20 protein-coding genes are annotated in these 26493 nt (G+C 60.6%); 4 read left to right on the top strand and 16 right to left on the bottom strand.

Annotated features, from left to right (window positions below):
* Positions 1–20 precede the first annotated feature (20 nt).
* The 3 genes from I2G43_RS07660 (at position 21) to I2G43_RS07650 (ending at position 3559) form a co-directional block, all read left to right on the top strand.
* Entirely contained in the window at positions 21–1343 is a 1323-nt protein-coding gene (locus I2G43_RS07660; protein ID WP_195535706.1) for a hypothetical protein, read from the top strand.
* A gap of 48 nt (positions 1344–1391) precedes the next feature.
* The gene (locus I2G43_RS07655) at positions 1392–2633 is read left to right on the top strand and encodes an SPFH domain-containing protein (RefSeq protein ID WP_195535705.1); all 1242 of its coding nucleotides are present in this window, start codon (positions 1392–1394) and stop codon (positions 2631–2633) included.
* 80 nt (positions 2634–2713) lie between these two features.
* On the top strand, positions 2714–3559 hold the full coding sequence (locus I2G43_RS07650) for a hypothetical protein (protein ID WP_195535704.1): 846 nt from the start codon (positions 2714–2716) through the stop codon (positions 3557–3559).
* 109 nt (positions 3560–3668) lie between these two features.
* On the opposite strand, the gene I2G43_RS07645 is transcribed toward I2G43_RS07650, so the two are convergent.
* The 16 genes from I2G43_RS07645 to I2G43_RS07570 all read right to left on the bottom strand — a co-directional run bounded on the left by I2G43_RS07645 (position 3669) and on the right by I2G43_RS07570 (position 23824).
* Positions 3669–4289 (bottom strand): response regulator transcription factor, encoded by a 621-nt coding sequence (locus I2G43_RS07645; protein WP_195535703.1) that lies wholly within the window; start codon positions 4287–4289, stop codon positions 3669–3671.
* Positions 4286–5779: a sensor histidine kinase gene (locus I2G43_RS07640; protein ID WP_324249520.1), complete on the bottom strand. Its 1494-nt coding sequence runs from the start codon at positions 5777–5779 to the stop codon at positions 4286–4288. The genes I2G43_RS07645 and I2G43_RS07640 overlap by 4 nt, the downstream gene beginning before the upstream one ends.
* A gap of 2 nt (positions 5780–5781) precedes the next feature.
* A complete protein-coding gene (locus I2G43_RS07635) occupies positions 5782–7581 on the bottom strand; it encodes a histidine kinase N-terminal 7TM domain-containing protein (RefSeq protein WP_195535701.1) in 1800 nt (599 codons plus the stop codon).
* A 423-nt stretch (positions 7582–8004) separates the two neighbouring features.
* Entirely contained in the window at positions 8005–9435 is a 1431-nt protein-coding gene (locus I2G43_RS07630) for a 6-phospho-beta-glucosidase (protein ID WP_195535700.1), read from the bottom strand.
* 536 nt (positions 9436–9971) lie between these two features.
* Complete coding sequence (locus I2G43_RS07625; protein ID WP_195535699.1) at positions 9972–10616, bottom strand: DUF4867 family protein; 645 nt, start codon at positions 10614–10616, stop codon at positions 9972–9974.
* A gap of 135 nt (positions 10617–10751) precedes the next feature.
* On the bottom strand, positions 10752–11240 hold the full coding sequence (locus I2G43_RS07620) for an S-ribosylhomocysteine lyase (RefSeq protein ID WP_195535698.1): 489 nt from the start codon (positions 11238–11240) through the stop codon (positions 10752–10754).
* A 152-nt stretch (positions 11241–11392) separates the two neighbouring features.
* Entirely contained in the window at positions 11393–12883 is a 1491-nt protein-coding gene (locus tag I2G43_RS07615; protein WP_195535697.1) for an FGGY family carbohydrate kinase, read from the bottom strand.
* Between the two features lie 171 nt (positions 12884–13054).
* Positions 13055–13993, bottom strand: coding sequence for a transketolase family protein (locus tag I2G43_RS07610; protein ID WP_195535696.1), 939 nt, complete (start codon positions 13991–13993; stop codon positions 13055–13057).
* Complete coding sequence (locus tag I2G43_RS07605; protein WP_229071699.1) at positions 13986–14822, bottom strand: transketolase; 837 nt, start codon at positions 14820–14822, stop codon at positions 13986–13988. Before I2G43_RS07605 ends, I2G43_RS07610 begins: the two co-directional genes overlap by 8 nt.
* 2 nt (positions 14823–14824) lie before the next feature.
* Positions 14825–16225, bottom strand: coding sequence for an L-fucose/L-arabinose isomerase family protein (locus I2G43_RS07600; RefSeq protein WP_195535695.1), 1401 nt, complete (start codon positions 16223–16225; stop codon positions 14825–14827).
* A 258-nt stretch (positions 16226–16483) separates the two neighbouring features.
* On the bottom strand, positions 16484–17494 hold the full coding sequence (locus I2G43_RS07595) for a LacI family DNA-binding transcriptional regulator (RefSeq protein ID WP_195535694.1): 1011 nt from the start codon (positions 17492–17494) through the stop codon (positions 16484–16486).
* 182 nt (positions 17495–17676) lie between these two features.
* Complete coding sequence (locus I2G43_RS07590) at positions 17677–19095, bottom strand: 6-phospho-beta-glucosidase (protein ID WP_164473267.1); 1419 nt, start codon at positions 19093–19095, stop codon at positions 17677–17679.
* A 146-nt stretch (positions 19096–19241) separates the two neighbouring features.
* Positions 19242–20690, bottom strand: coding sequence for a PTS transporter subunit EIIC (locus I2G43_RS07585; protein WP_229071698.1), 1449 nt, complete (start codon positions 20688–20690; stop codon positions 19242–19244).
* Positions 20691–20760: 70 nt separating this feature from the next.
* Positions 20761–21600 (bottom strand): PRD domain-containing protein, encoded by an 840-nt coding sequence (locus I2G43_RS07580; protein ID WP_229030469.1) that lies wholly within the window; start codon positions 21598–21600, stop codon positions 20761–20763.
* A gap of 249 nt (positions 21601–21849) precedes the next feature.
* Positions 21850–22824, bottom strand: coding sequence for a nucleoside hydrolase (locus I2G43_RS07575; protein WP_195535692.1), 975 nt, complete (start codon positions 22822–22824; stop codon positions 21850–21852).
* Positions 22825–22828: 4 nt separating this feature from the next.
* Positions 22829–23824 (bottom strand): ribokinase, encoded by a 996-nt coding sequence (locus tag I2G43_RS07570; RefSeq protein ID WP_195535691.1) that lies wholly within the window; start codon positions 23822–23824, stop codon positions 22829–22831.
* A 186-nt stretch (positions 23825–24010) separates the two neighbouring features.
* Between I2G43_RS07570 and I2G43_RS07565 the strand changes: the two genes are divergently transcribed.
* Positions 24011–26227: an acyltransferase family protein gene (locus I2G43_RS07565; protein ID WP_195535690.1), complete on the top strand. Its 2217-nt coding sequence runs from the start codon at positions 24011–24013 to the stop codon at positions 26225–26227.
* Positions 26228–26493: the final 266 nt, after the last annotated feature.

Here is a 26493-nt window from a genome sequence, read left to right as displayed (position 1 = left end):
CGGCAGCGAAAGGACCGATCATGGCCTTTGAGAGCATCAACTATCAATGCCCCGCGTGTGGCGGCCCCCTTCACTTTGCCAGTGCCGAGCAAAAGCTCGTCTGCGACTACTGCGATTCTCGTTTTGAAGTCGAAGAAGTCGAGGCCCTCTATCGCGAGCGCCAGGACAAGGCAGATGCCAAAGCCGATGCAGCAGCCGCAACGCCCAAGCCCGTCGCCGACGACGCGGTGCAGGAACTCGCCCAAAACGCCGGCTACATCTGCTCGTCGTGCGGCGCCGAGCTCGTGTCCGACGGCACCGTCGCCGTCACCACCTGCCCGTACTGCGGCAACTCCGCCGTGGCGCCCGGCCAGCTCTCTGGCGACTTCTCGCCCGACCTGGTGATTCCGTTTAAGCTCGGGCGCGATGACGTCACGGCCGCACTCAAGGAACACTACAAGGGCAAGATCTTGCTGCCCAAGAGCTTTGTCACCGGCAACCACATCGACGAGGTCCAAGGTGTCTACGTGCCGTTTTGGCTCTACGGCGCCCGCGTTGACGGCGAAGTGTACTTTGACGCGACCAACGAGACCGTGACCGAGGAATCCGACCGCACCGTCACGACCACCGACCACTACGATGCCTATCGCAAGGGCAATATCTCGTTTAAGCGCGTGCCCGTCGACGGATCATCCAAGATGCCCGACGGCCACATGGACGCCATCGAGCCGTTTGACTACGACGCACTGCGTCCGTTCTCGGTCGCATATATGCCCGGCTACATCGCCAACCGTTACGACGAGGACTGCGAGACCTGCAAGGCGCGCGCCGAGCGCCGTATGGAAGAAAGCACAATCTCGGCCCTGCGCGAGACCGTCGTCGACGAATACGACGATGCCACGGTCGAAAGCAAGCAGCTCGACTACACCTGGGAAGACAGCGACTACGCCCTGTTCCCCGTCTGGATGCTCTCCACCTCGTGGAACGGCAAGAGCTACCTGTTTGCCATGAACGGCCAGACCGGCCGCTTGGTCGGCGAGCTCCCCTGCTCCAAGCCCAAGCTCGTCATCGCCTCGGTGCTGTTCTTTATGATCGGATTTATCCTCTCCCAGATTCTCTTTATGGGGGAATACGCCTTCGATCCGGATTACCTCACCTTTGATATCGAGGGCATCCTCATCAATATCATCGCGCCGCTGATCATCGTGATTATCGGAGACGTGCTACTGGTAGGCCAGCTCAAGACGGCCAACGAAGCAACCTGTGCCGATGAGTATTGTGGCGAGCTCGACCTGACCGAGAAACACGACACCTTCAGCCACACCGAGACCACCGTTGTCATGAAAGACGACAAGGACGACTAAGCAATCCAACCAATACCACCCGGCCTTTGACGAGAAAGGAAGATCACCATGGGACTCTTGAAAGCTGGATTGGGAGCTGCCGGCGGCGTCATGGCCGACCAGTGGAAGGAATTTATCTACTGCGAATCGATGCCTGCTGACGTCTTGGCCTGCAAGGGCAGCAAACGTACCGGTGGCCGCAGCTCCAACACGCGCGGCGAGGACAACGTCATCTCCAACGGCTCGGTCATCGCCGTCAACGACGGACAAGGCATGCTCGTGGTGCAAAACGGCAAGATCATCGAAGTCGCGCTGGAGCCCGGCGAGTTCGTCTTCGACACCGGCAGCGAGCCGAGCGTCTTTAGCGGCAACCTGGGCGACTCCATCAAGGAGACCTTCGCCAATATCGGTAGCCGCTTTACCTTTGGCGGCGACGCGGGCAAGGACCAGCGCGTCTACTTCATCAACACCAAGGAGATCATCGGCAACAAGTACGGCACCGCCTCGCCCGTGCCCTTCCGCGTGGTCGACAACAATATTGGCCTGGACGTCGACATCTCCGTGCGCTGCAACGGCGAATATTCGTACCGCATCACCAACCCTCTGCTGTTCTACACCAATGTGTGCGGCAACGTGACCGATAGCTACACGCGCGACAAGATCGACAGCCAGCTTAAGTCCGAGCTGCTCACCGCCCTACAGCCCGCCTTTGCCAAGATCTCGGAGATGGGCATCCGCTACAGCGCCATCCCCGGGCACACCACCGAGCTCGCCCGTGCGCTCAACGAGGTCCTCTCCGCCGACTGGCGCGACCTGCGCGGCGTCGAGATCGTGAGCTTTGGCGTCAACTCCATCGCCGCCTCGCAAGAAGACGAGCAGATGATCAAGGACCTGCAAAAGGCCGCGGTCATGCGCGACCCCACGATGGCGGCAGCCAATATCGCCAGCGCCCAGAGCGACGCGATGCGCGCGGCAGCGGCCAACCCCAACGGCGCGATGGCCGGCTTTATGGGCATGGGCATGGCAGGCGGCATGGGTGGCATGAACGCCAGCCAGCTGTTCGCCGCCGGCCAGGCGCAGCAACAGGCCGCACCGCAACCGGCACCTGCCCCCGCCCCGGCACCGGCTCCCGCCGCCGCGCCTGCGGCCGGCACGTGGACCTGCAGCTGCGGCGCCACCAACACCGGCAAGTTCTGCCCCGAGTGCGGCAGCCCCGCACCTGCCCCGACACCGGCCAAGTGGTTCTGCCCCAACTGCGGTAGCGAAAACGGCGGCAAGTTCTGCAGCAACTGCGGAACGCCCAGGCCCTAGCCCCTCTATCTGGTAATTGGCGGGGGATCCGCCGCCCCCGCTCCTGCTTCTATGGGTTTCGTTCGATTAAGGAGGACACCATGAAGACAACGTTCAAAAAGTCCGTACTCGCATTCCTGACATGCGTCCTGGCGCTCGCCTTTGCCCTGACGGGCTGCAGCGGTGGCGGCGGCAAGGATCCCAAGGCCAACTTCGTCGGCAGTTGGGAGCTCTCGGGAGGAACCCTGGAGGGCGAAGAGCTGACCGATGAGTACATGGATATGCTCGAGGAGTGGGGCCTCCGCGCCATCCTGATCCTCGATGAGGACGGCACAGGCAACCTCGACCTGTTCCTTGAGGTTATCGACCTGAAATGGGAGGCTAAGGACGCCACCACCGCAACCATCACCGCCGAAGGTGAGTCGCAGGACATGAAGCTCGAGGACGGCAAACTCGTCCTCAAGATGGACGATGACAAACTCATCTTCACCAAGTCCGACAAGGATCTGTCCGGCACGGTGAAGAAGGATCGCGAGGCTGCCGAAAAGGAAGATGAGATCGATGAGGCCGTCGAAGACGACGACGTCCAGAGCGTCGAAATCTCCCCCGCCGTCACCGTCGCCGATGACGATCTGTGCACCATCACCATCACCGAGAAGTTCAAGGACGACTGGGGCGACATCGGCTTTGTCATCAACATCACCAACAAGAGCGACAAGGACCTGACCTTCTACGCTCCCAGCGGTAAGACCAACGTCAACGGCACCATGAAGGAACCCTGGTTCTCGGCTCACCTGATGCCCGGCACCAACGCCACCGAGGAATTCACGTTCTCGAGCGGCGAGCTCGATAGCCTCGACGACCTGGTCAACACGACCATCGGCATCGACGCCTACCTGACCGATTCCTACGAGGACGTCGCCTCCTACAGCGCAACCATCGCGTAACGGCATGTAACATCAGCCGCGGATTGGCGGACACATCCGCGCACACCAGACGGGGCCGCAGGAGTTAATCCTGCGGCCCCGTCGCTTTTATGCCGATGCGTACCGAGCGTTAGCGCTCCATGTTGGGAACAATGCTGCCCTCCGTTACCGCGTGCACGGCCAGGCGCATGATGTTGTCGTAGCCGGTCTTGTTGAGAATCTCCGAGATGCGGCGCTTGATGGTGCCCTCGCTCATAAACAACTCGGCCGCGGTCTCGCGACGGCTCTTGCCTTCGCAGGCAAGGCGCAAAATCGACAACTCAACGTCGTCGAGCGCCGCCGTGCCCGAAAAGATGCTTTCGGGCGGCTTGGGAAACGTGCAATAGCCCGCCAGCGTGGAGCGCATCACGGCAAAGAGCTCATCGATGCCGACGTTCTTGTACACAAAGCTGTCGACGCCTGCCTCGCGCGCCTGATCCACAAACGTAATCTCGGGCATGCCCGTCATGATAATGACGCGGCACTCGGGCAGCTGCTCTTTGATGCGCGCCGCCGCCACGATGCCGTTGGAATCGTGCTCGGTGCACACGTCCATCAAAATCATGTCCGGATGCTCCTTGAGCGCGACGTCCAAGGCATCTGAGGCATCGGCGATGGCGGCAACAACGGTCATGTCGGGCTGGTCCCCAACGGAGCGCGCGAGGCTCTCGCGCAGGATGGCCTGGTCTTCGACGATAAGGATACGAATCATGAGCTTCTCCTTTGGACCGTTGCGTTGGAGTTCAGCGGAATGGACACCGCAAGCGTAAAGGGCGGGGCGGCATGGACCTCCAGGCTGCCGCCCAGATTTTGCGCGACACGCCTCATACCAGGAATACCCGTTCCCTCGCGATACGATACGGGAGCAGGCGCGCCGTCATTTGATACCGTCATGTGGGCAATGGCACCGCCATCCGACCCCTCCTGCCACAAGCGCACATGGACCCGATGCGCCTGCGCATGCTTGGTGGCGTTGGTCGAGGCCTCGCGGATAATCTGCGAAAAGGCGGCGGCGACACGCGCGTCCTCAGGCAGCGCACCCTCAACATCGATCTGCACGCTCACCAGGCCAAAAGCATGGACGATATCGCCCAGTTGCTCTGCCGGTTCGGTGTCGCCCCCGCTGCGCAGATCGGCAGCGATTGAGCGCAGCAGCGGGTCGATCTGCTCGAGCGACTCGTCGTCCAAGCGCCCCTCCTCCAAATAGCGATGAAGGATTGATAGGCGCTGGCCGATCACATCGTGAACGCGGGCGCGCATGCGCAGATAGGCCGCATTGTCGGCAACTTTTTTGACTTCTTCGATCTGGGCCTGGAGCTCTTGGCCCGCAAGCTCAAGCAGGTGGTTGGCTTGCGCCAAACGATCGTGAGCATGCGCGTACTCTGTTACATCCAAACCGATAATGCGCTCGAAGAGGCGGCCAGAAACCATAACGTCATCGTGCACAAACAAGCGAATCTCGGCGGGAGAAACCTCGACCACAACGCGCGCCTCACCAAAGCGGTCCAAATTGATGCGCACGCGGCTCTGGCTGCTTTCGGGCATTTGCATGCTGAGCTTGCGCAGGTCGTTCCATGTACCGCTCATATCGCCTAGGTCGGTGGGCATATGAAGCTCCACCAGGTTTTTGCGCATGCAGCGGTTCATGAGCAGTGGACGGCCCCTCGAGTCCAGATACAGGATGCCCACGGGAATCACGTTGATGGTTTCAATCGTCGAGAACGCGGTGATATCCTCTTGGCGGCTACGGACGTCCATCAAGAGCGCCGCGACGGAACGGAACAGGAAGAACGCTCCCTCTGCGATAAGGACAACGGCCCACACCGAGCCCATGGCAAAAACCACCGGCGGTGTCACGGCGCCAACAAGCAGCAGCTCGGCCAGCATGACAGGGCGACGATAGTGCACCATGAGGACCACGCCATAGGCAAAGATCGCGGCATTGAGCCACAGCACTCCGCCCATTGCCCTGGCGCAAACGTCAAGCGGCGCCACCAGATACGAGCCAGACGACGCGAATAAGATGAGCGCCGAAATCATCAGGTGAAGCACAAGGCTCGTCTCGTAGGCGCAAATCACCTTACAGTTATAGGACGAGCGGCGCGATGCGATGAGCGGGACGTGGATCATCTGCAGACACGCAGCCAGGGCAAAGACAACATCGAGCGCAACGATTTGGGGAAGGATGAACGAAATCTGCATCGTCACTCACCCGCCCTCGGCATCAAGACGATCATGCGCAGCTGGCCGGGCTCGCCCTCAAGGCGGTATGCCACGTTGCGCCCTTGCAGAGCGCTTTCGAGCTCTTGCGCAGCGGGCGTCTGCGAAAGATCTTCATCATCGTTGGAAAAAAGCGTGGCGCGCAGCTCGACACTGCACCGGTCATGGTCGCCCAAGTGATACATAAGCGCCGGATGGTCGGTGGTGTAGGCAAAAAACGCAAAGTCATACACGCAGTCGTACAGGGTGCTTACCGTACTGGCGTGCATCGGGCGCCGTATGGCGATAATCGAGGCGCAATCGACATCGATGGTGCGCAGGTCACTTGCGAGCTCGTTGGCGATGAGCTGAATGCGGTCGCGGTCAAAACCGCTCTCCCCGTGCTGTGCCAACGTGAGCGACCCCTTGCGTTTGCAATAGGCGACGAGCATCTTGGCGCGCTGCAGCATGCGGTAACGCTCGTGCGAAGATGCCTCATCGGTCAACGGCGGCAGCGAGCTCAACAGGTCGTACATCTCTTCGAACGCGCGGGCAAGCGCCTGGTCCACGTCTTGGACCAGCAAGGTCTCGGCCTCTTGATCTGCCAGATGCGTCTTAAGGTCGTAGTCGGCGGCGAGCAGCTCGTTTTGGCGCTGCAGCTCCATGCGACGATGCGCCAGCTCGCGATTGAGCTCGTTGAGCTCCGAGACGTCCTGGGCAAGCAGGGCCGATCCGCCCAGCAGTGGAAAGGCACGGTACATTACATCGGGATCGGACGCCACGGCAAAGGCATGGGCATGCCCGTGTTCCTGGGCCCGCAGCTCTTCGCACACGCCCGCCGGCATTGGCTTTGACACCGGTGTGGCATAGACTTCCTGCAGGTCGCGCGTTAGAACTTTGAGGTCGAGCGGCAAGGTATCGAAGATGCCAGCAATGTCGTGATATGACGGAATGACACCGCAATCGAGACAGATTTCCATCGCCACCACGCACAGGACGCAATAGACGAGCGAAAAGTTGAGCCTCCATGCCCAGGGCACGCGCAGAGCATACGAGATGGCAAAGAATGCGCCACCCAGCAGTACGAGCGCCGCCGTGCCCGAGAAACGCTGGATGCGAAAGGACGAGGACCGGCCCACCAGGATAAAAAAGGCAACGAAGTTAAAGGCTGTCCATACCAGAACGGTACCGTAGCCCCAACCATATGTGTAATCGTTGCTCCAGGTTCCACTCGATCGATCGAAATGGAAGACCTGCTGATGAACATCGTTAGTAAGCACAAAGCCGATAAGCAGGACAGCCATGACCCACAAAACGGTGCGGTACCGACGCCCCATACGATGCTGTTCCAAACCCGCGAGGCGCAGACCGCACAGCTGGTAGATCAGCGGAATGAGCGTCATGGGCACGTAGTACAGGTACCACAGCACGGTGGCATAGAACGGCGTGAACGACTTATATTTGAGGATGACCTCGATCATCCACAGGGCACAAATGGCGGCGATGGCAACAAGGCGGCGGCGCAAGACGTAGTCCAAGCAGCGTAGGTACGCCAACACACCCCAGATTGAAAATGCAATTGCGGCGACAAGCAGCGGGAGAGAGCTCGAGTGGACGAGCGCATCCACGACCTCTTCGGACACCTCGCTATAGGCGGGCACGGTGTTGGAAAGCTTGGGGTCGGAGGCAAACAGTGCCGGCAAGACTGCCAAAAGCATAAGGAACAGCGCGGTAATGGCGCCGGCGATAACAAAGACGCGGTGGCGATACACGCCATGCGATATGCCAACAAGGAATCGCGGCATGGCGAAGAGCCTGCCGCCCCTAAGATCCGCCACGGGCGCGGATCGGGCGGTCGCGTGGCCGATATGTCGCTCGCGGGTACCCATAGTGCTTTTAGTGTACCGACAGGCGGGCCCAAAAAGCGGGCCACATGTCCCAAAATCCGCCGACGGCGAGGGACGTCGCCAGCGACTAGTCGTTTAAGAACGCCCCCAATGACTAAGACAAAACGAGCGAGGATTTTTGGACGCCCAAATGGCGAGAGTGGATAATCTCCCACTTTGAGCCCACAAACAGGCTAAAAACGGGAGATTATCCACTCTCATTCTGCGGGCACTCATTTAAGTACGTCCCCAATGAGTGCTTTCACTTCTTAACAAAACGCCCGGCGGGCATTAACTGCTCGCCGGGCGTTTTGGTTAGGAGGCTATGGTTGTTGGGAAGCCTTAGGCCAGGTCCTCGCCGTTCGTCTCGATGACGTGTTTGTACCAGTCGAAGCTCTTCTTTTTGGAACGCTTGAGGGTGCCGTTGCCCGCATCATCGCGGTCGACATAGATAAAGCCGTAGCGCTTGGACATCTCGCCCGTGCCGGCAGACACCAGGTCGATCGGGCCCCAGGTGGTGTAGCCCAGCAGGTCAACGCCGTCCTCGGTCACCGCATCGCGCATCGCGGCGATATGCTGGCGCAGGTAGTCGATACGGTAGTCGTCGTTGATGGAGCCGTCCTCCTCGACAACGTCCTTGGCGCCCAGACCGTTCTCGACCACGAACAGCGGCTTCTGATAGCGGTCGTACAGGTCGTTGAGGGTGATGCGGAAGCCCAGCGGATCGATGGCCCAGCCCCACTGGCTCTGCTGAAGATACGGATTCTTGGCGCCGGCGAAGGCGTTGCCCTGGGTCTTCTCGACGTCGGGATTGTCAGCGCCCGCGGAGCAGCGGGTGCTGTAGTAGCTAAAGCTGATGAAGTCGACGGTGTTGTCGGCCAGGATCTCGCGGTCCTCGTCGGTCATGCCCACATCGATGCCCAGGCGCTCGAGCTTCTTGACGGCATAGGCCGGGTAATAGCCACGGCTCTGGACGTCGACGAAGAAGTAGTTGTCCTGGTTGTCGAGCTGGGCCTGGCGCACATCGCCCGGGCGACAGCTGTAGGGGTAGTAGGTGCCGGCAGCGAGCATGCAGCCAATCTTGACCTCGGGGTCGATCTCGTGGGCGATCTTGGTGGCCCAAGCGCTGGCGACGAGCTCGTTGTGGGCGGCCAGGTACTCGACGGCCTCCTTGTTCTCGCCCTCCTCAAAGACCAGGCCGGCACCCATAAACGGCAGGTGCAGGATCATGTTGATCTCGTTAAAGGTGAGCCAGTACTTCACCAGGCCCTTGTAGCGGGTGAAGATCGTGGTGGCCAGGTTCTTGTAGAAGTCAATGAGCTTGCGGTTGCGCCAGCCGCCGTACTCCTTGATGAGGTGAATGGGGCAGTCGAAGTGCGTGATGGTCACGAGGGGCTCGATGCCGTACTTTTGGCACTCGCGGAACACGTCTTCGTAGAAAGCCAGGCCGGCCTCGTTGGGCTCGGTCTCGTCGCCGTTGGGGAAGATGCGGGTCCATGCCAGGCTCATGCGGAAGGTCTTAAAGCCCATCTCGGCAAAGAGGGCGATGTCCTCCTTGTAGTGATGGTAGAAATCGATGCCGGTCTGCGCGGGATAGTAATAGCCGTCCTCGAAGTCGAGCATCTTGCGCTGGCCGGAGACCACCGCGAAGCGCTCGGAGCCGTGCGGGGCCACGTCCACGTTGGCCAGGCCGCGGCCATCCACGTCGTAGGCGCCCTCGCACTGGTTGGCGGCCGTCGCGCCGCCCCACAGGAAGTCTTTACGGAAAGCCATGCATCGGTCCTTTCATACGCTGCTTGTCGTGGTTTCAGTATCCCCCACAAACAGCGCGCCGCTCAACGACAACGGCGCAGGTCGACACTTCTTTTCGCACGCAGGCGCCCAGCAGCCGCCCGAGCCTGACACTTTCTGATACCCAACCACCACAAAGGGGACAGGCACCTTTGTGGTGGTTGGAGACCGGTTTGTCTCGATCTGTAACGGAAAGGCCGTCAAAACCGGGTCAGATGTTACAGATTGAGATTATTCGGGAGGCTCCGCTCGTTTGTCTCGATCTGTAACAGGTAGAGACGATTCTGCCTGCTAGATGTTACAGATTGAGACAGACGGAAATCTGACCGCCCGCCTCAATAGGAAAAAAAGGAAAAAATAGGAAAGAAAGGAAAGGAGTCGTACAGATGTTCTATATAGACAAACCACCGCAAAGGGGGCAGGCACCTTTGTGGTGGTCTCATCAGTTGCGGTGAAATAGTTCTTGTTTTTGGCACCGCACCCCTAAACAGGAACTATTCCACCGCAAGTTAGTGGGGCTAGTCGCAGGTGATGTCGAGGTTCTTGCCGGTGAGGCCTACGTAGCCGCCCTCGGCAGCCTTGGGGCTATCGGCGTGGCAGAGAACCCACTTATCGGCCTTCCAGTAGCAGTAGCTGTCACCGGCGGCGGGCATATCGGCTGCAGCCTCGGGGCGCGGGCCGTTGGTGCCTGCGGGCAGGGCAACCATCACTTGGAAGCCGCCGTCGTCGACCATGCAGGGCGTGTAGTGGAGCGTGGTGGCGTAGACCTCGACGAGCGTGCCGGCCGGCGCGCGGAAGGCCTTGACCTGCGCGGTGTCGAGCTTACCGTCGACGATCTGCTCGCGCTTGGCCAGCAGCAGGATAAAATCGCGGGCGCCCAGGTTAAACTCGCTGGCGCGGTGATACTCCAGGCAATTGAGCTTCGTGTTATGGCCGTTGCACCAGCCCAGCTGGAAGGGGCGGCCGCCGTACATGAGCAGACCGAGCGTGTCGGCGCCTTCGACCTGCTCCAGCTCGGGCGCGGAGGCCACATACTTGCTACCCTCGGGGATGGGCGTGGCGGAAAGCGCCTCGACGAGTGGGGCGGTCAGGTTGGAGGGCACGTCGTCCCACACGCGGCCGTAGGACTTGAACTCGGGATCGGTAACAGAGTAGATATGCATGTTCACTCCTGTTCGTAGTTGTGACTATACGAACATTCTAGAACAAACGCATACTATTTTGAGCATTCGATGCGAAAAAGCGCCCCGCAAAGAGCAGAGGCGCTTCTGTTGCAAACGTTATTCCCGCGGGCAGCGTTATGCCTGCTGATAGTGCAGGTGTTTCCCGTCGATATCGGCCAGGTCGCGGTCGAGGTAGCGGCGCGCGAGCCAGTTTGCCATGGGAAGGTTCTGGTCCAGGTAGTTGCCGCACTCCTCGGGAGCGGCACCGGGGACATCGCCCTCAAAGTCGGCGACGAACTCAAAGAGCTCGCGCACGAGCGGCAGGATCTCCTCGCTCGTCACCTCGCCAAACACGACCAGGTAAAAGCCCGTGCGGCAGCCCATGGGGCCAAAGTAAACGATACGGCTCGACCACTCGGCATGATTGCGAAGGAAGGTCGCACCCAGGTGCTCGATGGTGTGGCACTCAGCCGTGTTCATGACCGGCTCTTTATTGGGCGTGGTCAGACGCAGGTCAAAGGTGGTGACGGCAGCGCCGGTCGCCGGATCGCGGTCGATGCGACTCACGTATACGCCGGGCTCAAGCAGCAGATGATCGACAGAAAAGCTCGCAATGCGCTCCATGGCAGATCCTCTCGATAGTCAATTTGGGACGGGGCTCTTTTAGCTGGTTCGAATGGTCACACCAATCATACCAGTCAAAAAAGCCCCGTCCCAAATTAGCCACCTGGGACGAGGACCGATGATTATTTGATCCCCGTCCCAGAAAAATCATGCTAGGCGGTGTACGAGATAGTCGCGGCCACTGCATGGCGCCAGCCGGCGATCTTTTTGTCTCGCTCGTCGGCGGGCATGGCAGGCTCCACGATGCCGCGGGCACCGTAGACGTCGACCACGTCGCGCGTGTACATGCCCAGCGCAATGCCGCAGGCCCAAGCCGCGCCCAGGCCGCTCATCTCGTCGTTGCTCGCGATGCGGATGGGCGAGCCCACCAGGTCGCTCTCAAACTGCATCAGGTACGCATCGCGCGTGGGACCGCCGTCAACGCGAAGCTCGGCCAACGCCGCACCCGAATCCTCGACCATCGCGTCGATCACGTCGAAGATCTGATAGGCGATCGACTCGTCGGCGGCCTTTACGAACTCCGCGCGACCCGTGGTGCGCGTCATGCCAAAGACGCAGCCCTCGGCGTCGCTCGCCCAGTGCGGCGCACCCAGGCCGGTAAACGCCGGCACAAAGTAGACGCGGCTCGCCGGGCTGGCGGCATAGCACAGGTCGGTGACCTCTTCGGGGTTATTGATGAGCTCCAGGTCGTCGCGCAGCCACGTCTTGACGGCGCCGGCGTAGCTCACGTTGCCCTCGAGCACGTACTCGGTCACGCCGTCCATGCGCCACGCAAGTGAGCTCGAAAGCCCGTGCGAGCTGGCGACGAACTCGTCGCCGACGTTCATCATGACCGAACTGCCGGTGCCATACGTCGCCTTGGCCATGCCGCGGCTGTGGCAGCCCTGTGCAAACAAGGCCGCATGGCTGTCGCCGAGCACGCCGTGCACAGGCACGGGCGCCGGCAAAAAGCCGCCCAGGTCCGTTGTACCGAACAGGCCGTCGGAATCGGTCACCTGCGGCAGGCAGGCAGTGTCGATGCCAAAGGCCTCGCACACCGGCTCGCTCCAGCAGCCGCGGCGCAGGTCAAAGAGCTGCGTACGGCTGGCGTTGGACCAGTCGCAGCGGAACTCGGCGCCGCCCGTGAGCGTCCAGACCACCCAGGCGTCAATCGTGCCAAGGCAAAGCTCGCCCGCCGCAGCGGCCTTAGCAGCCGCCGGCACGTTTGCGAGAATCCAGGCCATCTTGCCCGCCGGATAGTAAGGCGAGAGCACCAGGCCCGTCGTGTCGCGCACCAGCTCGGTCACGCCCTCGCGGGCGGCCAGCTCGTCACACAGTTCACGGGCGCGGGCGCACTGCCACACCACGGCGTCGCACAGCGGCTCGCCCGTCGCACGGTTCCAGGCAACGGTGGTCTCACGCTGGTTGGAAATGCCAATGCCGGCGACGTCGGCCGGGTCGACCCCGGTCTCCTCCACCACGGCGCGCGCCACGGCCAGAACGTTGGCCGCGATCTCGGCCGGATCATGGCTCACCCAGCCGGCCTCGTTGACGATCTGGCGATGCGCGCGGTCGGCACGATGAATCAGATGGCCGCCCTCGTCCACCAGCAGCGCCTTGGTGCCCTGCGTGGACTGATCGATTCCGATGATGTAGTTGCTCATGTACTCTCCCATTCCTTCCGCCAAAGCAAAGACAGCCCGGCGAACAAGGAGCGAGCGGCCGCCAAGTGCCGCAGATTGCCGTGAAAGAGGAGCGCCGCGTACTTTGTGTACGCAAGCGACGGTTTGAACGGCAAGGTGCGGTGCTTGGCGGCCGCGCAGCGTCTGTTTCTACTAGTTGCCGAGGAAGTCGGCGACCGTCTTGGCAATACCTTCGCCGGTGAGGCCATAGTGCGTGAAGACCTCGGGCGAGGTGCCGGTGATGACCGGCGCGTCGGGCAGGCTCAGACACTTGACCGGACGCGGGCAATGCTCGCCCACCACCTGCGCGACCATAGAGCCCAGACCGCCGAAGGGGCTGTGCTCCTCGACGGTCACGACGGCGCGCGTGGCACCGGCGGCCTCAATCACGGCCTCGGCGTCGAGCGGCTTGACGCAGTACATGTCGAGTACCGTTGCCGAGATGCCCTGCTCGGCCAGCAGGTCGGCAGCGTCCACGGCATGGCGGACCATCTCGCCGGTAGCGACGAGCGTTACATCGGTGCCGCGGCGTACCCAGGTGGCGCGATCCATCTGGAACGGGCACTCGTCCTCGGTGTACACGTCCTCGACCGGGTTGCGGCCCACGCGGATGTAGGCCGGTTTGTTATCGGCGACCAGGGCCCGCACGAGCTCGGCGGTCTGGAAGCGGTCGCTCGGCAGATACACGCGCATGTTGGGAATCGCGCTCATGGCGGCGATATCCTGCGCGGAGTGATGGCTCATGCCCAAAGCGCCGTAGGACACGCCGCCCGAGATGCCGATGAGCTTGACGTTGGTGTTGGAGTACGAAACGTCGACCTTGCACTGCTCATACGAACGCGTGGTCACAAAGGACGCCGGCGAGGCGGCCCAGGCCTTCTTGCCGCACGAGGCCATACCGGCGGCGATGCTCACCAGGTCCTGCTCGGCGATGCCGACCTCAATGGACTGCTGGGGATACTGGTCAAAGAACGGCGTGAGCGATGCAGAGCCGCGGGAGTCGGAACACAGGACGACGATGTCCTTGTCAGTTGCGGCGGCCTCGAGCAGCGTGTCGCAGATAACCTTGCGGTTGGCGATCTTGTTAGCCATTGATAGCCTCCTTATGGGCAGCGAAATCGGCGATAATCTGGGCATATTCCTCATCGTTGGGCAGGTGATGATGCCAGGCGGCCTTGTCCTCCATAACCGGCGAGCCGTAGCCCTTCACCGTGTTGAGGATGATGACCGTGGGCTTACCCTTGGTCTCGGCGGCCAGCGTCAGCGCGGCGTCGATGGCCTGGACGTCGTTGCCCGGAATGGACAGCACGTTCCAACCGAAGGCGGCCCAGCGCTCCTCCTGCGAATCCTGCTTCATGACGTCCTCGGTGCTACCGCTGATCTGCAGGCGGTTGCGGTCCACGAGCGCGCACAGGTTATCGAGCTGGTAGTTGCCGCCGCTCATGGCGCCCTCCCAGACCGAGCCCTCGGCAAGCTCGCCGTCGCCCATGATGGTGTAGACGCGATAGTCGCGGCCGTCCATCTTGCCGGCGAGCGCCATGCCCACGGCCACGGGCAGGCCGTGACCCAGCGAGCCCGAGTTCATCTCGATGCCCTTGAGCTTGTTGTTGGGGTGGCTGATGTAGGGGCTGCCGAACTTGGAGAAGCGGGCCTTGACGTCGTCGAGGTCAAGATAGCCCTCGTGGCAGAGCACCGCGTAGTAAGCCTCCATGGCGTGGCCCTTAGAGAGCACGAAGCGGTCGCGGTTGGGATCGTCGACGGTCTCGGGCGAAATGTTGAGGTGGTTGGCATAGAGGGTCATGAGGGCGTCAATCACCGACATGTCGCCGCCGATGTGGCCGCCGGCGCCAGCCATGATGATATCGACGCAATCGCGGCGAAGGTCCCAACGCAGGGACTCAAGCTCTTCGATAGTTGCCATTTCTACTCTCCTCGCAGGTAGGCTTTGACGTCTTCTTCAATCGGGTCGTATAAGTCGGGGGCAATGCCGATGTACTTGCACGCCTCGTAGAGCACCGGCACCACGTTGGCGTGAATGGCGACGCAGTGGTGGATGTAGGGACCCTCGACGATCTTGGCCTCGAGGCGCTTGAGGTTGTCGACCTCGACCCACAGGTAGGTGCCCATGCCGGCCGGGCCGTCGATGCCGCGGGCGTTGCCCAGTAGCAGCGAGTACTCGCCGTTGTCACCGTCAAAGCGGGCAAGGGTGAGGTCGCCGTGCTTGGCCTCGGCCGTCAGCGCGCCGGGGTGATCGAAAGCCAGCGGGTAGGTGAGCTTGGGCTTGACGGCCGCGCAGCTGCAGGGCCAGGGGCCGCAATGCTGCAGCAGCTCGCCGTTCTCGTTATCGGGATGGCGCACGGTCCAGTCGGCGAACATGCCGCGGTGACGGCCCAGGTCGGCGGCCTCGACCATCAGCGCGGTGATGGCGCCGTGGATATCGGTCTCGCATACGATAGGAATGCCCATCTCGTTGAGGATGGCGTTGGCGGCGCAGGGCATAATGCCCAGCTCGTCCTGCAGAGCGTTCCAGCACTGAATGGCACCGGCGTTGCAGCCATACTTCTCGACCAAGCGCTTCATGGCGATGGCAAGACCGGCGACCGCAGGGACCTTGTCCTCGGGGATGCAGATCTCAAAGCTGTCGTTGATGTGGGCAAGCATGGCGGCCATGGCCTGCTCGTCGGCCTGGGCGTCGCGCACAGCCTGGACAAGTTCGGTCATGGGGATAGGCGAAAGCTGGATGTTGAACTTCTCGAGCAGCTCGCCCTCGTTGCACATGGTCGACCAGAAGTCGAATGGACGGGTGGCCATCTGCAGGATGCGGGTGTGCTTGAAGGTCTTGACCACGTTGCAAACGGCCAAAAAGTCCCAAACGCCGCGCTCGAACTCGGGGTCGGTCAGGCGGCAGTTGGTCATGTAGGTGAAGGGAACCTGGAAGCGGCGCAGGACCTTGCCGGTGGCGAACAGACCGCACTGGCTATCGCGCAGGCGCGTGCCGTCGGGCTCGGGGCGCTCGTCGCGCGGGCCCCACAGCAGCACGGGCAGGCCGAGCTCGCGGGCAAGGCGAGCGCAAACGTACTCGGTGCCAAAGTTGGCGTGGCACAGCATAATGCCATCGACGCCCTCGGCGCGGAATTTCTTGACGATAGGCTCAATGTGGCTGTCGTCGAACAGCAGGCCCTCGTCATTGATGTCGTCGATATCCACGATGTCGACGCCGATCTCGCGCAGGCGATCAGCCGTCAGGCCGCGATACTTGATTGCGTCCGGCGCGCTAAAGATGCTGCGGCGCGTGGGCACAAAGCCGAGCTTGATCTTGTCCATGTACGTCCTCCCCTAATCACATGTTCAGTAAACAGACGCATGTTTCGTTTTGTTCTGTTTACTAAATGTTTTACTCTTTTGTTTAATAGTCTAGCGCGAAAGTCCCGTAAACGGTAGAGAAATCAGCCTAAACGGTATGTAAACAAACTGAACATACAAGGGAAACAAAAAGAGGGCCCCGAAGGACCCTCTCTTAGTAGCGTTAGATATGGCTGCCTTAGCGAGCTTTGCCGCCCTGCGCCCCGGCGTTTTCTTCGCCTAGATCTCGCACACGCTCTGGCGCTCGACAAAGTAGGTCGACACGGCCGTCTTGCAGGTATAGCTCTTGGGGTTGCGGATGTTGCCCACCAGGCGACGCACCGCGATCTCGCCCACCTCGTGCTTTGGAACGTGCACCGTGGTGAGCGGCGGGTTGGAGAAGGCGCCCACGGAAAGATCGTCGAAGCCAATCATCGAGACATCTTCGGGCACGCGAATGCCATGCTCACTCAACGCACGCATAGCACCCACGGCGAGCACGTCGTTCTCGGCAAAGAAAGCCGTCGGCAGATCGTCGTGCGAGACCGTATCGAGCCAAGCACCCATGTCGCGATAGGCGCCCTCGAGCGTGGTGCCCAGGGTGACGCGCCATGCCGAATTGGCCTCAAGGCCCGCGTCCTCAAGCGCTTGGCGATAGCCACGCTCGCGGTCCTTGAAATTGCGGATGCGAAGGTCGCCTGCCAGGTAGCCGATTTGCTTGTGACCCTTCTCGATAAGGTAATCAACGGCACGCAGCACCGAATCGGTGTTGGCAATGACCACGGCGTCGAAGTACTGGCGGTCGCTCCAGCCATCGAGCACGATCAGGTGGGCGGCAGCGTCGGCGAACAGGGCGTAGTCCTCCTCGCCCAGCTCCGTACCCATCAGCACGATAGCGGCTGACGGATCGGCGATAAGGCCCTCGACCTGCGGGCGCACGGCGTCCAGGTCGCTAAAGTCGAGCGAGACAAAGCTCGTGCTCATGCCGTGGCGACGCGCCTGGCGCTCCACGCCCTCGATGACCGCGGGATGGAAGGTGCTCTCGTCCAGGATGGCGCCCGTCTTGCGCGCAAGCACAAACTGGATGCTCTCGAGCTGCGTCGACTGCTGATAGCCAAGCGACTGCGCGCACTCCAGGATGACCTTGGCGGTCTCCTCGCTCACGCTGCGCTTGCGGTTGAGCGCGTTGGACACGGTTGCGGGCGAAAAGCCGGTAATGCGGCTGATCTCGCGGACGCTTGCTTTAGCCATCGTTCCCCCTAGCATCGGTCGCGGCCGAGCATCGTGGCTTGACCGCCCCGTGGCTCGGCAACTAAACGACCGCAAATTCAATCTAAACAGAATAGTAAATGTTTAATAGCTAGTTTAGCCTGTTGTCAAGCGAAGTGGCCCGACTATTCCCCCAACGGGCGCATTTGTCCATCTTAACGTTATTACGCAAGGTCTTCGCCATTGCTTGCTATTACGCGTCGGTACCATTCGAAGCTTTTCTTTTTACGTCTCTCAAACGAGCCCGCACCGCTATCGTCTCGATCGACATAGATAAACCCGTAGCGCTTACGCATCTGTCCTGTGGCGACCGAAACCAAATCGATCGGGCCCCAACAGGTATATCCCATGAGTTCCACCCCGTCGAGCTCGACGGTCTCCCTCATCGCCTCGATGTGGGCCCGCAGGTATTCAACTCGATAGTCGTCTTCTATTTCACCCGAATCTTCCGGCACATCAGGAGCACCCAAACCGTTTTCGACGATGAACAGCGGCTTTTGATAGCGATCCCAGATTTCATTCATGGTGACGCGCAGCCCTTTGGGGTCGATAAACCTCCCCCAAGGCTCCTGTTTTAGATACGGATTAGGCGCCGAGCGAAGAAGGTTCGAATCGAACTGACCTTCCGCATGCGCTTTTGCGACGCGCGTCGAGTAATACGAAAACGAGACGAAATCGACCAGGTTTGCAGCCAGTACTTCGCGGTCATCATCCCGATAGGGCACCTCAAAACCATGGCGGGCGTATTCCTTGAGAACATAGCTCGGGTACGCACCGCGCACCTGGACGTCGGTAAACATGTAATGGCTGCGATTCTCAGCCTGCGCAGCCAGCACATCGTCCGGATCACATGTAGCCGGATAGAAGACACCTGCGTTGAGCATGCAACCGATCTTCGCCCCAGGGCACAGTTCATGACACGCCCCGACCGCACGGGCGCTCGCAACCAATACATGGTGCACGGCCGTGTGAACCGTTGCATAGCGATTCTCCCCTTGCTCGAAGATGATCCCCGCCGCCATAAAGCACGCCTGCGTCATGATGTTGATCTCGTTAAAGGTCAGCCAATAATTGACCAATCCCCGATAGCGCTCGAACACGGTACGCGAATATCGCTCGAACAGGTCGACCAACCTGCGATCGCGCCATCCGCCATACGCATCGACGAGATGCATGGGGACATCATAGTGGTTGAGCGTCACCAAAGGCTCAATGTCATGCGCGCGACACGTCCTAAAAACATCCTCGTAAAAGGCAAGGCCTTCTTCATTGGGCTCGGCTTCGTCTCCTTTGGGAAAAATGCGGCTCCAGGCGATTGATAAGCGCAGGCATTTAAAACCCATCTGGGCAAACAGTTCAATATCCTGCTTGTACCTATGGTAAAAATCAATGCCCTTGCGAGCGGGATAGAAGCTGTCGGGTGCCAACGCACGCGGATCAAGGTCTCCCCGCATGACGTCCATGCGTTGATCGCCAAACGGCAGCATGTCGGAATTGGCTAAACCGCGACCGCCTTCGTTCCATCCTCCCTCGCACTGGTTTGCAGCCAGAGCCCCGCCCCATAAAAAATCTTCTCTAAACATTATGGTGTCGTCCTTTCTATCAAATTCCCGGCCCACACTGTCGAACGCAACGGACTCGGCAAGTGCCGCGCAACAGCACAGTACCGTTGCGCGGCCAAGGGGTCGGACCGCGCAACGGCTGGGGAGCATATTTGTGTAGTAGCCTCTTATGCCTCGACGGATTCAACGGCCTCAGAATCGCCGCTCTTGGACTTCAACGGCATCTTCTCCTGTCCTTCAAATCCAAAAATCATCGCCAACGCAAACGTCACGGCACCGCCAGCAAGACACCCGATGGTGCCAGGGATGATATCCTGAGCAAACATGAGCACGTTCATCCATGGGAAACCAACGCCAGTGAAGATATAGACGTTGGCATGAAGAAGGCTTACCAGCAGACCACCGACAGCACCACCAATCATGTTCCAGGCAAGAGCCTTCTTGTCGCGAAACAGGATGCCGTAGATGATGGGCTCACTCACGCGACCGAAGGCATAGGTGATGAACAAGTTCCAGCCCGTGGCTCGACTCTCCTTGTCCTTAGCGCGCAGGCCATAGGCGAGCGCGATGGCAAGCGTGGTGTAGGCTACAACCGCGGTGCCGGGGTATAAGATGGCGTCGTAACCGTTCTGGAGCGCGGCGGGCAATATGGCGGTATAGATCGGCACGTGCATGCCGGTGGCGATGATCAGATTCCAGAATGCGCCGATAACCGCGGTCGCAGCGGGACCGGCAACAGAGGCGAGCCAAATGATGAAATCGGCCACAAGGCCCATGACAAATTGGACGGCAGGGCCGCAGAGGCACAGCGCGACCGGCAACATCACGAGCACCGTACCCACGGGTACGATCAGAATGCGCAACATATCAGGCGAGATCTTCTTAAAGAAGCGCTCAACATAGGACTGGGCCCAGGTGATCAAGATGACCGGAAGAACAGCCTGGGTGTAGTTGACGAGCTGCATGGGGATGCCGAAGACGCTGAAAGGCTTTCCGTCCTCAACAATAGCGAGCATGTCGGGATAAATCATCACAACAGCGATGAGCAGTGCCAGCACAGGACTCGTTTTGAACTTCTTAGCCGAGCTATAGGCGGCAAACACCGGGAAGTAGTAATACGCCGCATCGCCCACCAGGGAAAGGATCCGATACAGGTCGCTCGTTTCGGACATAAAACCGGCGCCTTCGGGCCCAAACAGAATAACGAACATCTTGAAGATACCGGCGACACAAAAGATCGGAAGGATCGGGGTGATAGCGCCGCTCACGGCATCGAGCAGCTGATTGAAGAGGTGCTTGGGCGCCAAGCGCTCCTTCCAGCTAAGCTGAGGGCCATCGAGTTCCTCGTCAATCGATACCGTGACCTCGAATCCGCCCTGCTTACAAACCTCGTCGTAGACCTTGTCGACCGTGGGCCCGACCACCAGCTGCACCTGCCCTCCGGCGTGCACGACGCTGATGATAGACGAGATGTCCTCAAGCTTCTCATCATTCGAGAGGCTTTCATCCTTGAGGTTGAAGCGCAGGCGCGTCATGCAATGCGTAACCGAAGCCACGTTTTCCGCCCCGCCCACAGTGGAGAGAATCTGCTCTGCCACCTTTTTGTAATTTGCCATCATTGGCTCCTTTGCACAATCTTGGCTTACTGTTCGAATCGGCAAAGGTCATGCCCCGAATGGCTACGGGTTACAATCCTTTTTTGGAGATGATCCGGTTGAGATGGATCATCAGATAGAGTTCCTCCTCCTCGGAGAGCGTGGCGTCCCACGTTTCACGACAATAGGAACCGATATGCTTCACGCACTCTGCCAACTGCGGAAACTCCTCACGAAAGTTCTTGTACATCTGCATGTTGGCGCTGTTCAGCGACTCGCCGGCTTGAATGCGCTTGAACAGGTACCGCAGATGCGTGGCGAAGCGGGTGAAATCAAAGGAATCGCGGTCGACAATAATGCGGAAATCGCTTTCGAGAATCTCGATAACGTCCTCGAGCATATCGTCGAACTGCTTTGCGGGCTCGGCCGTGGCTTTGACGGCTTCAACAACCCGTGCGTTCACGAGATTCATCGCAATACTGGCAATCTCATCCTTGGGAAGCCGCTCTCCGAGCTCCTTCTCGAGTCGCATGACGATAAACTGGGCAGCCTTGTATTCCTTCGGATACGTCTCCCGCACTTCATAGGCAAGAGGCATCGCGATGCGGACCCCCTTTTGGGCTCGCGCAACGGCAAACGACAGGTGATCAGCCATGAACAGCGTCGCATTGGTCGAGAGGTCGTAGGGCAGTTCGTTGGCAACGATGTCCATAACTTTCGCCGCAAACATCACGATATCCGAGGGAAGATCCCTCATGACATCTTGTCCTTTAGGATCAATGTCGTAAAACGTATGCTCGATTTTAGAAAGAGGGAGCTCTCGAGGAAAATCTCCGCCGAAACCGACGCCCCTGCCCATGGCGATGACATCTCGCCCCTGTCCGTCACGGCAAAGAACCGCGTTGTTGTTAAGCTTTTTAATTGCAAGCATGGTGAACCTCCTTTCAAGAACACTCACAGAAAAAGGCATGATAGCCAATAGCAGTGCTATTGCGGTCATGCCTTACGTAACAATCCGTGTTGTATTGCTCTTGGGCATGCCTCCACACAGGAGTAACAATCCAAGATGCAGAATGCATTATAGCGCTCTCCCCGCCCCGGGGACCATCGGGCTGGCGAACGGTAGATGTCGACCCGCCAGCGGCCACATCGAGCAGATGGGCGTGCTTCGATCCCGAGCCTAGCCTAGGATGCGGGCCATGCGCGCCTTGAACTCGGACAGAAAGCGCGGGGCGTCCACGGTGAGTGCCACAAGCGCGCTCTTGTCGGGGTCGGACAGGCGATGCTCGTCGCAGATAGTGCGGCCGCGATACTCGCCGAGCAGGTCGACGCGCAAGTTGCAACCAAGTGCGCCCACGAGCGTGGGATCAATCGCCACGGCAACGGCAAGCGGATCGTGCAGCGCGCAGCCGCCCAGGTAAGGGGCGTTCATCTCGTACGAGCCAATGTAGTGCTCGACCATACTCGCAAATGCGCAGCCCGCCATGGTGCCCGAGCCCGTCCAACCGGCAATGTCGCGGCGCGTCAGCACCACGCGATGCGTCACGTCAAGACCAACCATGGTGAGTTTGCGGCCCGAGCGCAGCACGGCGTCAGCGGCCTCGGGGTCGCTCGCCATGTTGGCCTCGGCACCGGCGCTCACGTTGCCGGGCACGGTCAGGGCGCCACCCATCACCACCACGCGGCCGATAGACATCATCGCCGCCGCGTCGCGCTCAAGGGCGAGCGCCAGGTTGGAGAGCGGACCGGTCGCCACATAGACCAAGTCGGGACCATAGGTACGCGCGGCATCAATCAGGTAATCGACCGCCGCATTGCCATCGGCCGACATCGCGCCCACCGGCTCGTACGGCGAGGCGGGCACGCTTGCGCCGCCGATGCCGTTCTTGCCGTGGATAAGCGTGGTGGACGCCGGCGGCGTGTAGGGTTCGGTCGCCCTCACGGGACGATCGGCGCCCAGGTACACCGGCACCTCGGGACGACCCAACAGGTCGAGCACCGCCAAGCAGTTGTGCGCCGACTGCTCGACGCGCACGTTGCCAAAGCACGTGGTGATGCCGACGAGCTCCACCTCGGGGCTCGCGATGGCATAGGCAAGCGCCATCGCATCATCCACACCCATATCCAGATCAAGGATCAGCTTCTTGGTTGCCATTGTTCTACTCCGCTTCTCCGTCTACATCCAAACCTTCTAAACCAAACTTGTGCTCGACTTCCGCACGCGTGGGAATTGATTGCTGAGCGCCCAGGCGCGACACCGTCACCGCCGAGGCGCGAGCGCCCGCCGCCATGCACTCAAAGAGCGGCAGGCCCTCCAGGCGAGCCGCGGCAAGCGCACCGATAAATGTATCGCCCGCGGCCGTCGTATCGACCAACGTGCTCGAGAGCGCCGGCATGCGCAGCGGCTCGCCGTCATCGCCGAGCGTAACCGACCCGGCGCCGCCCAACGTGATGACCGCAGCTCCGGCACCCTTGGCGAGCAGGGCATTGAGCGCCGCGGCGCAGCTCGCATCATCCGCGGGCAAGATGCCCGTCAGCACCTGGCACTCAGTCTCGTTGGGACAGACCAGGTCGACCGCAGGCCAGGCCTCCGCAGGCAACTCGCAGGCAGGCGCCGGATTAAAGACCGTATAGAACCCGAGCTCGTGAGCGCAAACAAGCGCCTCGGCCGTCGCCGCAAGGTCACATTCGCCCTGGGCGATAAAGACGCTTCCGGCAGCCGGGGCAATATCGCTGGCGTCTCCGTCGAGCTCATCGGCTACCAGACGCCTCAGCGCGCGGGCAACATCCTCGCCCGCGAGCGCATGGTTGGCACCCGGCGACAGCACGATGCGGTTGTCACCCTCGCAGCGAATGATGGTCGCCGTTCCCGTCTCCACGTCATCGCGACGCGCTACAAAGACACAGTCCACGCCGGCGTCTTGGAGCCCCGCCACGAGCGACGTGCCAAATGCGTCGCAGCCGACCGCGCCGATCATATGCGTGTGCGCGCCCATGCGCGCAGCAGCTACGGCCTGGTTGGCGCCTTTGCCGCCGGCGTTGGTGATAAACCCGCTGCCGCCAACGGTCTCGCCCGCACGCGGCATGCGCTCGCACGCCACCGAAAGGTCCATGTTCATGCTGCCGAACACCGCAACGATGCCGCTATCTGCCATGGAAACCTCCTCGTCCGCGGGCTCTGCACCCGCCGTTGGCCGTCAATCGTGCGCTCTCGCGCCTCTATAACTTTAGTTCACTTTGATGTGGACGCGCGCTTGAGCTTGCGCCGGCAGCAAGCATTCACAGGAGCAGGCGGTTACAATGAAGACGTGCTGATTATTCTCGTCATTGGATGATGTTTTATGGAACAATTCCCGCGATCGAGTTCGCGCAGCTCACGCCACGCGAGCGATCAACAAGCGCCGCACGAACGTTCGCGCGCTAACCGACAAGCCACCGAGCCGCGCCACGCCGCAGGCTCTCGTCGTGCGCCCGCCAACAAGGGTGCCCACACCAACAGCGCCGCAAAAGAACAGGCGCCCACGCGCCCCAAATCTCGATATATCCCCGCCCTCGACGGCCTGCGCACGCTCGCCGTCGTCGCGGTAGTGCTCTATCACCTCAACCTCACATGGGCACAGGGCGGCCTGCTTGGCGTCACGATTTTCTTTGTGCTCTCGGGCTATCTGATCACGCGCCTGCTCATCAACGAAGTGTCAAAGACCAGCCGCATCGACCTCAAGAGCTTCTGGATTCGCCGCATCCGTCGCCTGTTCCCCGCCGTGGTAACCGTTGTGGTGGTGACCTGCGCGCTGTGCACCATCTTTAACCATGTGATGCTCACCAAGATGCGCCCCGACATCCTGCCGTCGCTGCTGTTTTTTAATAACTGGTGGCAGATTGCCCAAAACGTCTCGTACTTCGATGCTCTGGGCGACCCCTCGCCGATCACGCACTTTTGGTCGCTCGCCATCGAGGAACAGTTCTACCTGATTTGGCCGCCATTGCTGTTTGCCATGGTATCCATGCATGTGAGCAAGCCCAACACGCGCCGCGTGGCTCTGGGCCTTGCCGCGGTATCTGCCCTCGCCATGATGGTACTCTACAATCCCGCCGCCGACCCCAGCCGCGTGTACTACGGCACCGACACCCGCGTGTTCTCGCTGCTACTGGGTGCCTGGATGGCCTTTATCCCCGATCGCGACCTGGCGCCGGTGCGTCTCGCTCATCGTTTGGGGCTCAATCGCCTGGCTGGCGCCGCCAAGCACGGCAAGAAAGCCGAGGACAAGCCTGACAAGAAGGCCGACGAATCAGCCGATACCGCCCTGGCACAGCCGAGCGCCCTCGTGCGCTTTTGGTCCTCACCCGCATCCATCGATGTCTTGGGCGTCGTGGGTCTGGTTGGCCTTGCCGCCATGGTCGCACTCACCAACGGCTACACCGCGTTCCAGTATCGCGGCGGCACGCTGTTATGCTCCATCCTCACGCTCATGGTCATCGCAGCCTGCGTGCAGCCCCAGGGAATGGTTGCCCGCGCGCTGTCCGCCGAGCCGCTCGTATGGATCGGCAAGCGCTCCTACAGCATCTACCTGTGGCACTATCCGCTGTTGCTGCTCATGAATCCGGTCGCCAATATCAACGATACGCCCTGGTGGCAGTACATTTTGCAGGTACTGCTGGTGGTCGCCGTAGCCGAATGCTCCTATCGCTTTATCGAGACGCCGTTTAGAAAGGGTGCCTTTGGGCGCACCGTCTCCGAGTTCCGCGATGGCACCACCACGCCTGCCAACTGGGTGCGTGCGCATATTCCTGCGTGTGCCACTTGCGGCATCGTGTTTGTCATCGCGCTGGGCGGTCTGGTCTTTGTGCCGGAAACCTCCGCGCTCAGCGGCGAAGGCGCCGAAGTCCTCAACAAGGAAGCTAAAAACGCCGCGCCCACGGACCAACAGGCAGCCGACGACACCGACAAGGACAACGATGGCTTCCCCGATGGATCCTACGACCTGCTCATGATTGGCGACTCCGTGTCGCTACGTGCCGTGGACGCCTTTGACGGCGTATTCCCCCACAGCCACATCGATGCCGAAAAGGGCCGCCAGTTCGATGCGGGCCGTGCGACATTTGAGGGCTATCTCCAGCAGAACCTTGCCGGCAAAATCGTGGTCTTTGCCCTGGGCACCAACGGCTTGGTGACCGATGACCAGATCGATGCCATCATGGCCGATGCGGGAGACAAGCGCATTGTCGTGTTTGTAAACACGCGCAGCCCGCAGCCGTGGGTTGGCTCGACCAACCAGGCCATTGCCAACGCCGCCACGCGCTACAAGAACGTGCGCGTTATCGACTGGTACGGGTACAGTGCCAACCGCAACGATCTGTTCGATGGCGACGGCACGCACCTGTCGACTACCGGTGTGACCGAATATCTCAACTTGATTCACGACGCGGTCAAGAAGGACCTGCCCGTACACCCTGAGGATCACGTCAACGATCCTCAGCCGGCGGCCGTCAAGTCTGCCACTGACGCGCTCATCAACGCCCTCGCCTTCAAGCCGCACAAGCTGGGCATCGACAAGTAATCCGGCAGCTAGGGACGTTCCTTTTATGCCGGCACCTGGGGACGCTCCAGCGACGAGCGAAAGCCGCCCCTGGGCTGTCAATTCCAGTCCAGGGACGGCTTTATAACAACATACCAAGGGATCGTGGGCAAAAAAGGGCAAATATGAGTACTGTTACAATTTTAGTAGCAGGCAAAACCATCCAAAATGGCGTCCGAGCGACCCCTGCCAAGGTCGCGCGCGCAGACGTGGTGTAAGAGTGTCCTGAGGTCCGTCGCTGCAAGTCC

It is taken from the genome of Collinsella aerofaciens, assembly GCF_015557435.1.
Classification (GTDB): domain Bacteria; phylum Actinomycetota; class Coriobacteriia; order Coriobacteriales; family Coriobacteriaceae; genus Collinsella; species Collinsella aerofaciens_Z.
The sequence above is the reverse complement of the archived record's forward strand: the minus strand, read 5'-3'. Positions and strand labels throughout refer to the sequence as shown.

Excerpts from the sequence above, each read along its gene's own strand:
- I2G43_RS07660 (WP_195535706.1), top strand. The coding sequence starts at position 21 with ATGGCCTTTGAGAGCATCAACTATCAATGCCCCGCGTGTGGCGGCCCC.
- I2G43_RS07655 (WP_195535705.1), top strand. The coding sequence starts at position 1,392 with ATGGGACTCTTGAAAGCTGGATTGGGAGCTGCCGGCGGCGTCATGGCC.
- I2G43_RS07650 (WP_195535704.1), top strand. The coding sequence starts at position 2,714 with ATGAAGACAACGTTCAAAAAGTCCGTACTCGCATTCCTGACATGCGTC.
- I2G43_RS07645 (WP_195535703.1), bottom strand. The coding sequence starts at position 4,289 with ATGATTCGTATCCTTATCGTCGAAGACCAGGCCATCCTGCGCGAGAGC.
- I2G43_RS07640 (WP_324249520.1), bottom strand. The coding sequence starts at position 5,779 with ATGCAGATTTCGTTCATCCTTCCCCAAATCGTTGCGCTCGATGTTGTC.
- I2G43_RS07635 (WP_195535701.1), bottom strand. The coding sequence starts at position 7,581 with ATGCCGCGATTCCTTGTTGGCATATCGCATGGCGTGTATCGCCACCGC.
- I2G43_RS07630 (WP_195535700.1), bottom strand. The coding sequence starts at position 9,435 with ATGGCTTTCCGTAAAGACTTCCTGTGGGGCGGCGCGACGGCCGCCAAC.
- I2G43_RS07625 (WP_195535699.1), bottom strand. The coding sequence starts at position 10,616 with ATGCATATCTACTCTGTTACCGATCCCGAGTTCAAGTCCTACGGCCGC.
- I2G43_RS07620 (WP_195535698.1), bottom strand. The coding sequence starts at position 11,240 with ATGGAGCGCATTGCGAGCTTTTCTGTCGATCATCTGCTGCTTGAGCCC.
- I2G43_RS07615 (WP_195535697.1), bottom strand. The coding sequence starts at position 12,883 with ATGAGCAACTACATCATCGGAATCGATCAGTCCACGCAGGGCACCAAG.
- I2G43_RS07610 (WP_195535696.1), bottom strand. The coding sequence starts at position 13,993 with ATGGCTAACAAGATCGCCAACCGCAAGGTTATCTGCGACACGCTGCTC.
- I2G43_RS07605 (WP_229071699.1), bottom strand. The coding sequence starts at position 14,822 with ATGGCAACTATCGAAGAGCTTGAGTCCCTGCGTTGGGACCTTCGCCGC.
- I2G43_RS07600 (WP_195535695.1), bottom strand. The coding sequence starts at position 16,225 with ATGGACAAGATCAAGCTCGGCTTTGTGCCCACGCGCCGCAGCATCTTT.
- I2G43_RS07595 (WP_195535694.1), bottom strand. The coding sequence starts at position 17,494 with ATGGCTAAAGCAAGCGTCCGCGAGATCAGCCGCATTACCGGCTTTTCG.
- I2G43_RS07590 (WP_164473267.1), bottom strand. The coding sequence starts at position 19,095 with ATGTTTAGAGAAGATTTTTTATGGGGCGGGGCTCTGGCTGCAAACCAG.
- I2G43_RS07585 (WP_229071698.1), bottom strand. The coding sequence starts at position 20,690 with ATGGCAAATTACAAAAAGGTGGCAGAGCAGATTCTCTCCACTGTGGGC.
- I2G43_RS07580 (WP_229030469.1), bottom strand. The coding sequence starts at position 21,600 with ATGCTTGCAATTAAAAAGCTTAACAACAACGCGGTTCTTTGCCGTGAC.
- I2G43_RS07575 (WP_195535692.1), bottom strand. The coding sequence starts at position 22,824 with ATGGCAACCAAGAAGCTGATCCTTGATCTGGATATGGGTGTGGATGAT.
- I2G43_RS07570 (WP_195535691.1), bottom strand. The coding sequence starts at position 23,824 with ATGGCAGATAGCGGCATCGTTGCGGTGTTCGGCAGCATGAACATGGAC.
- I2G43_RS07565 (WP_195535690.1), top strand. The coding sequence starts at position 24,011 with ATGGAACAATTCCCGCGATCGAGTTCGCGCAGCTCACGCCACGCGAGC.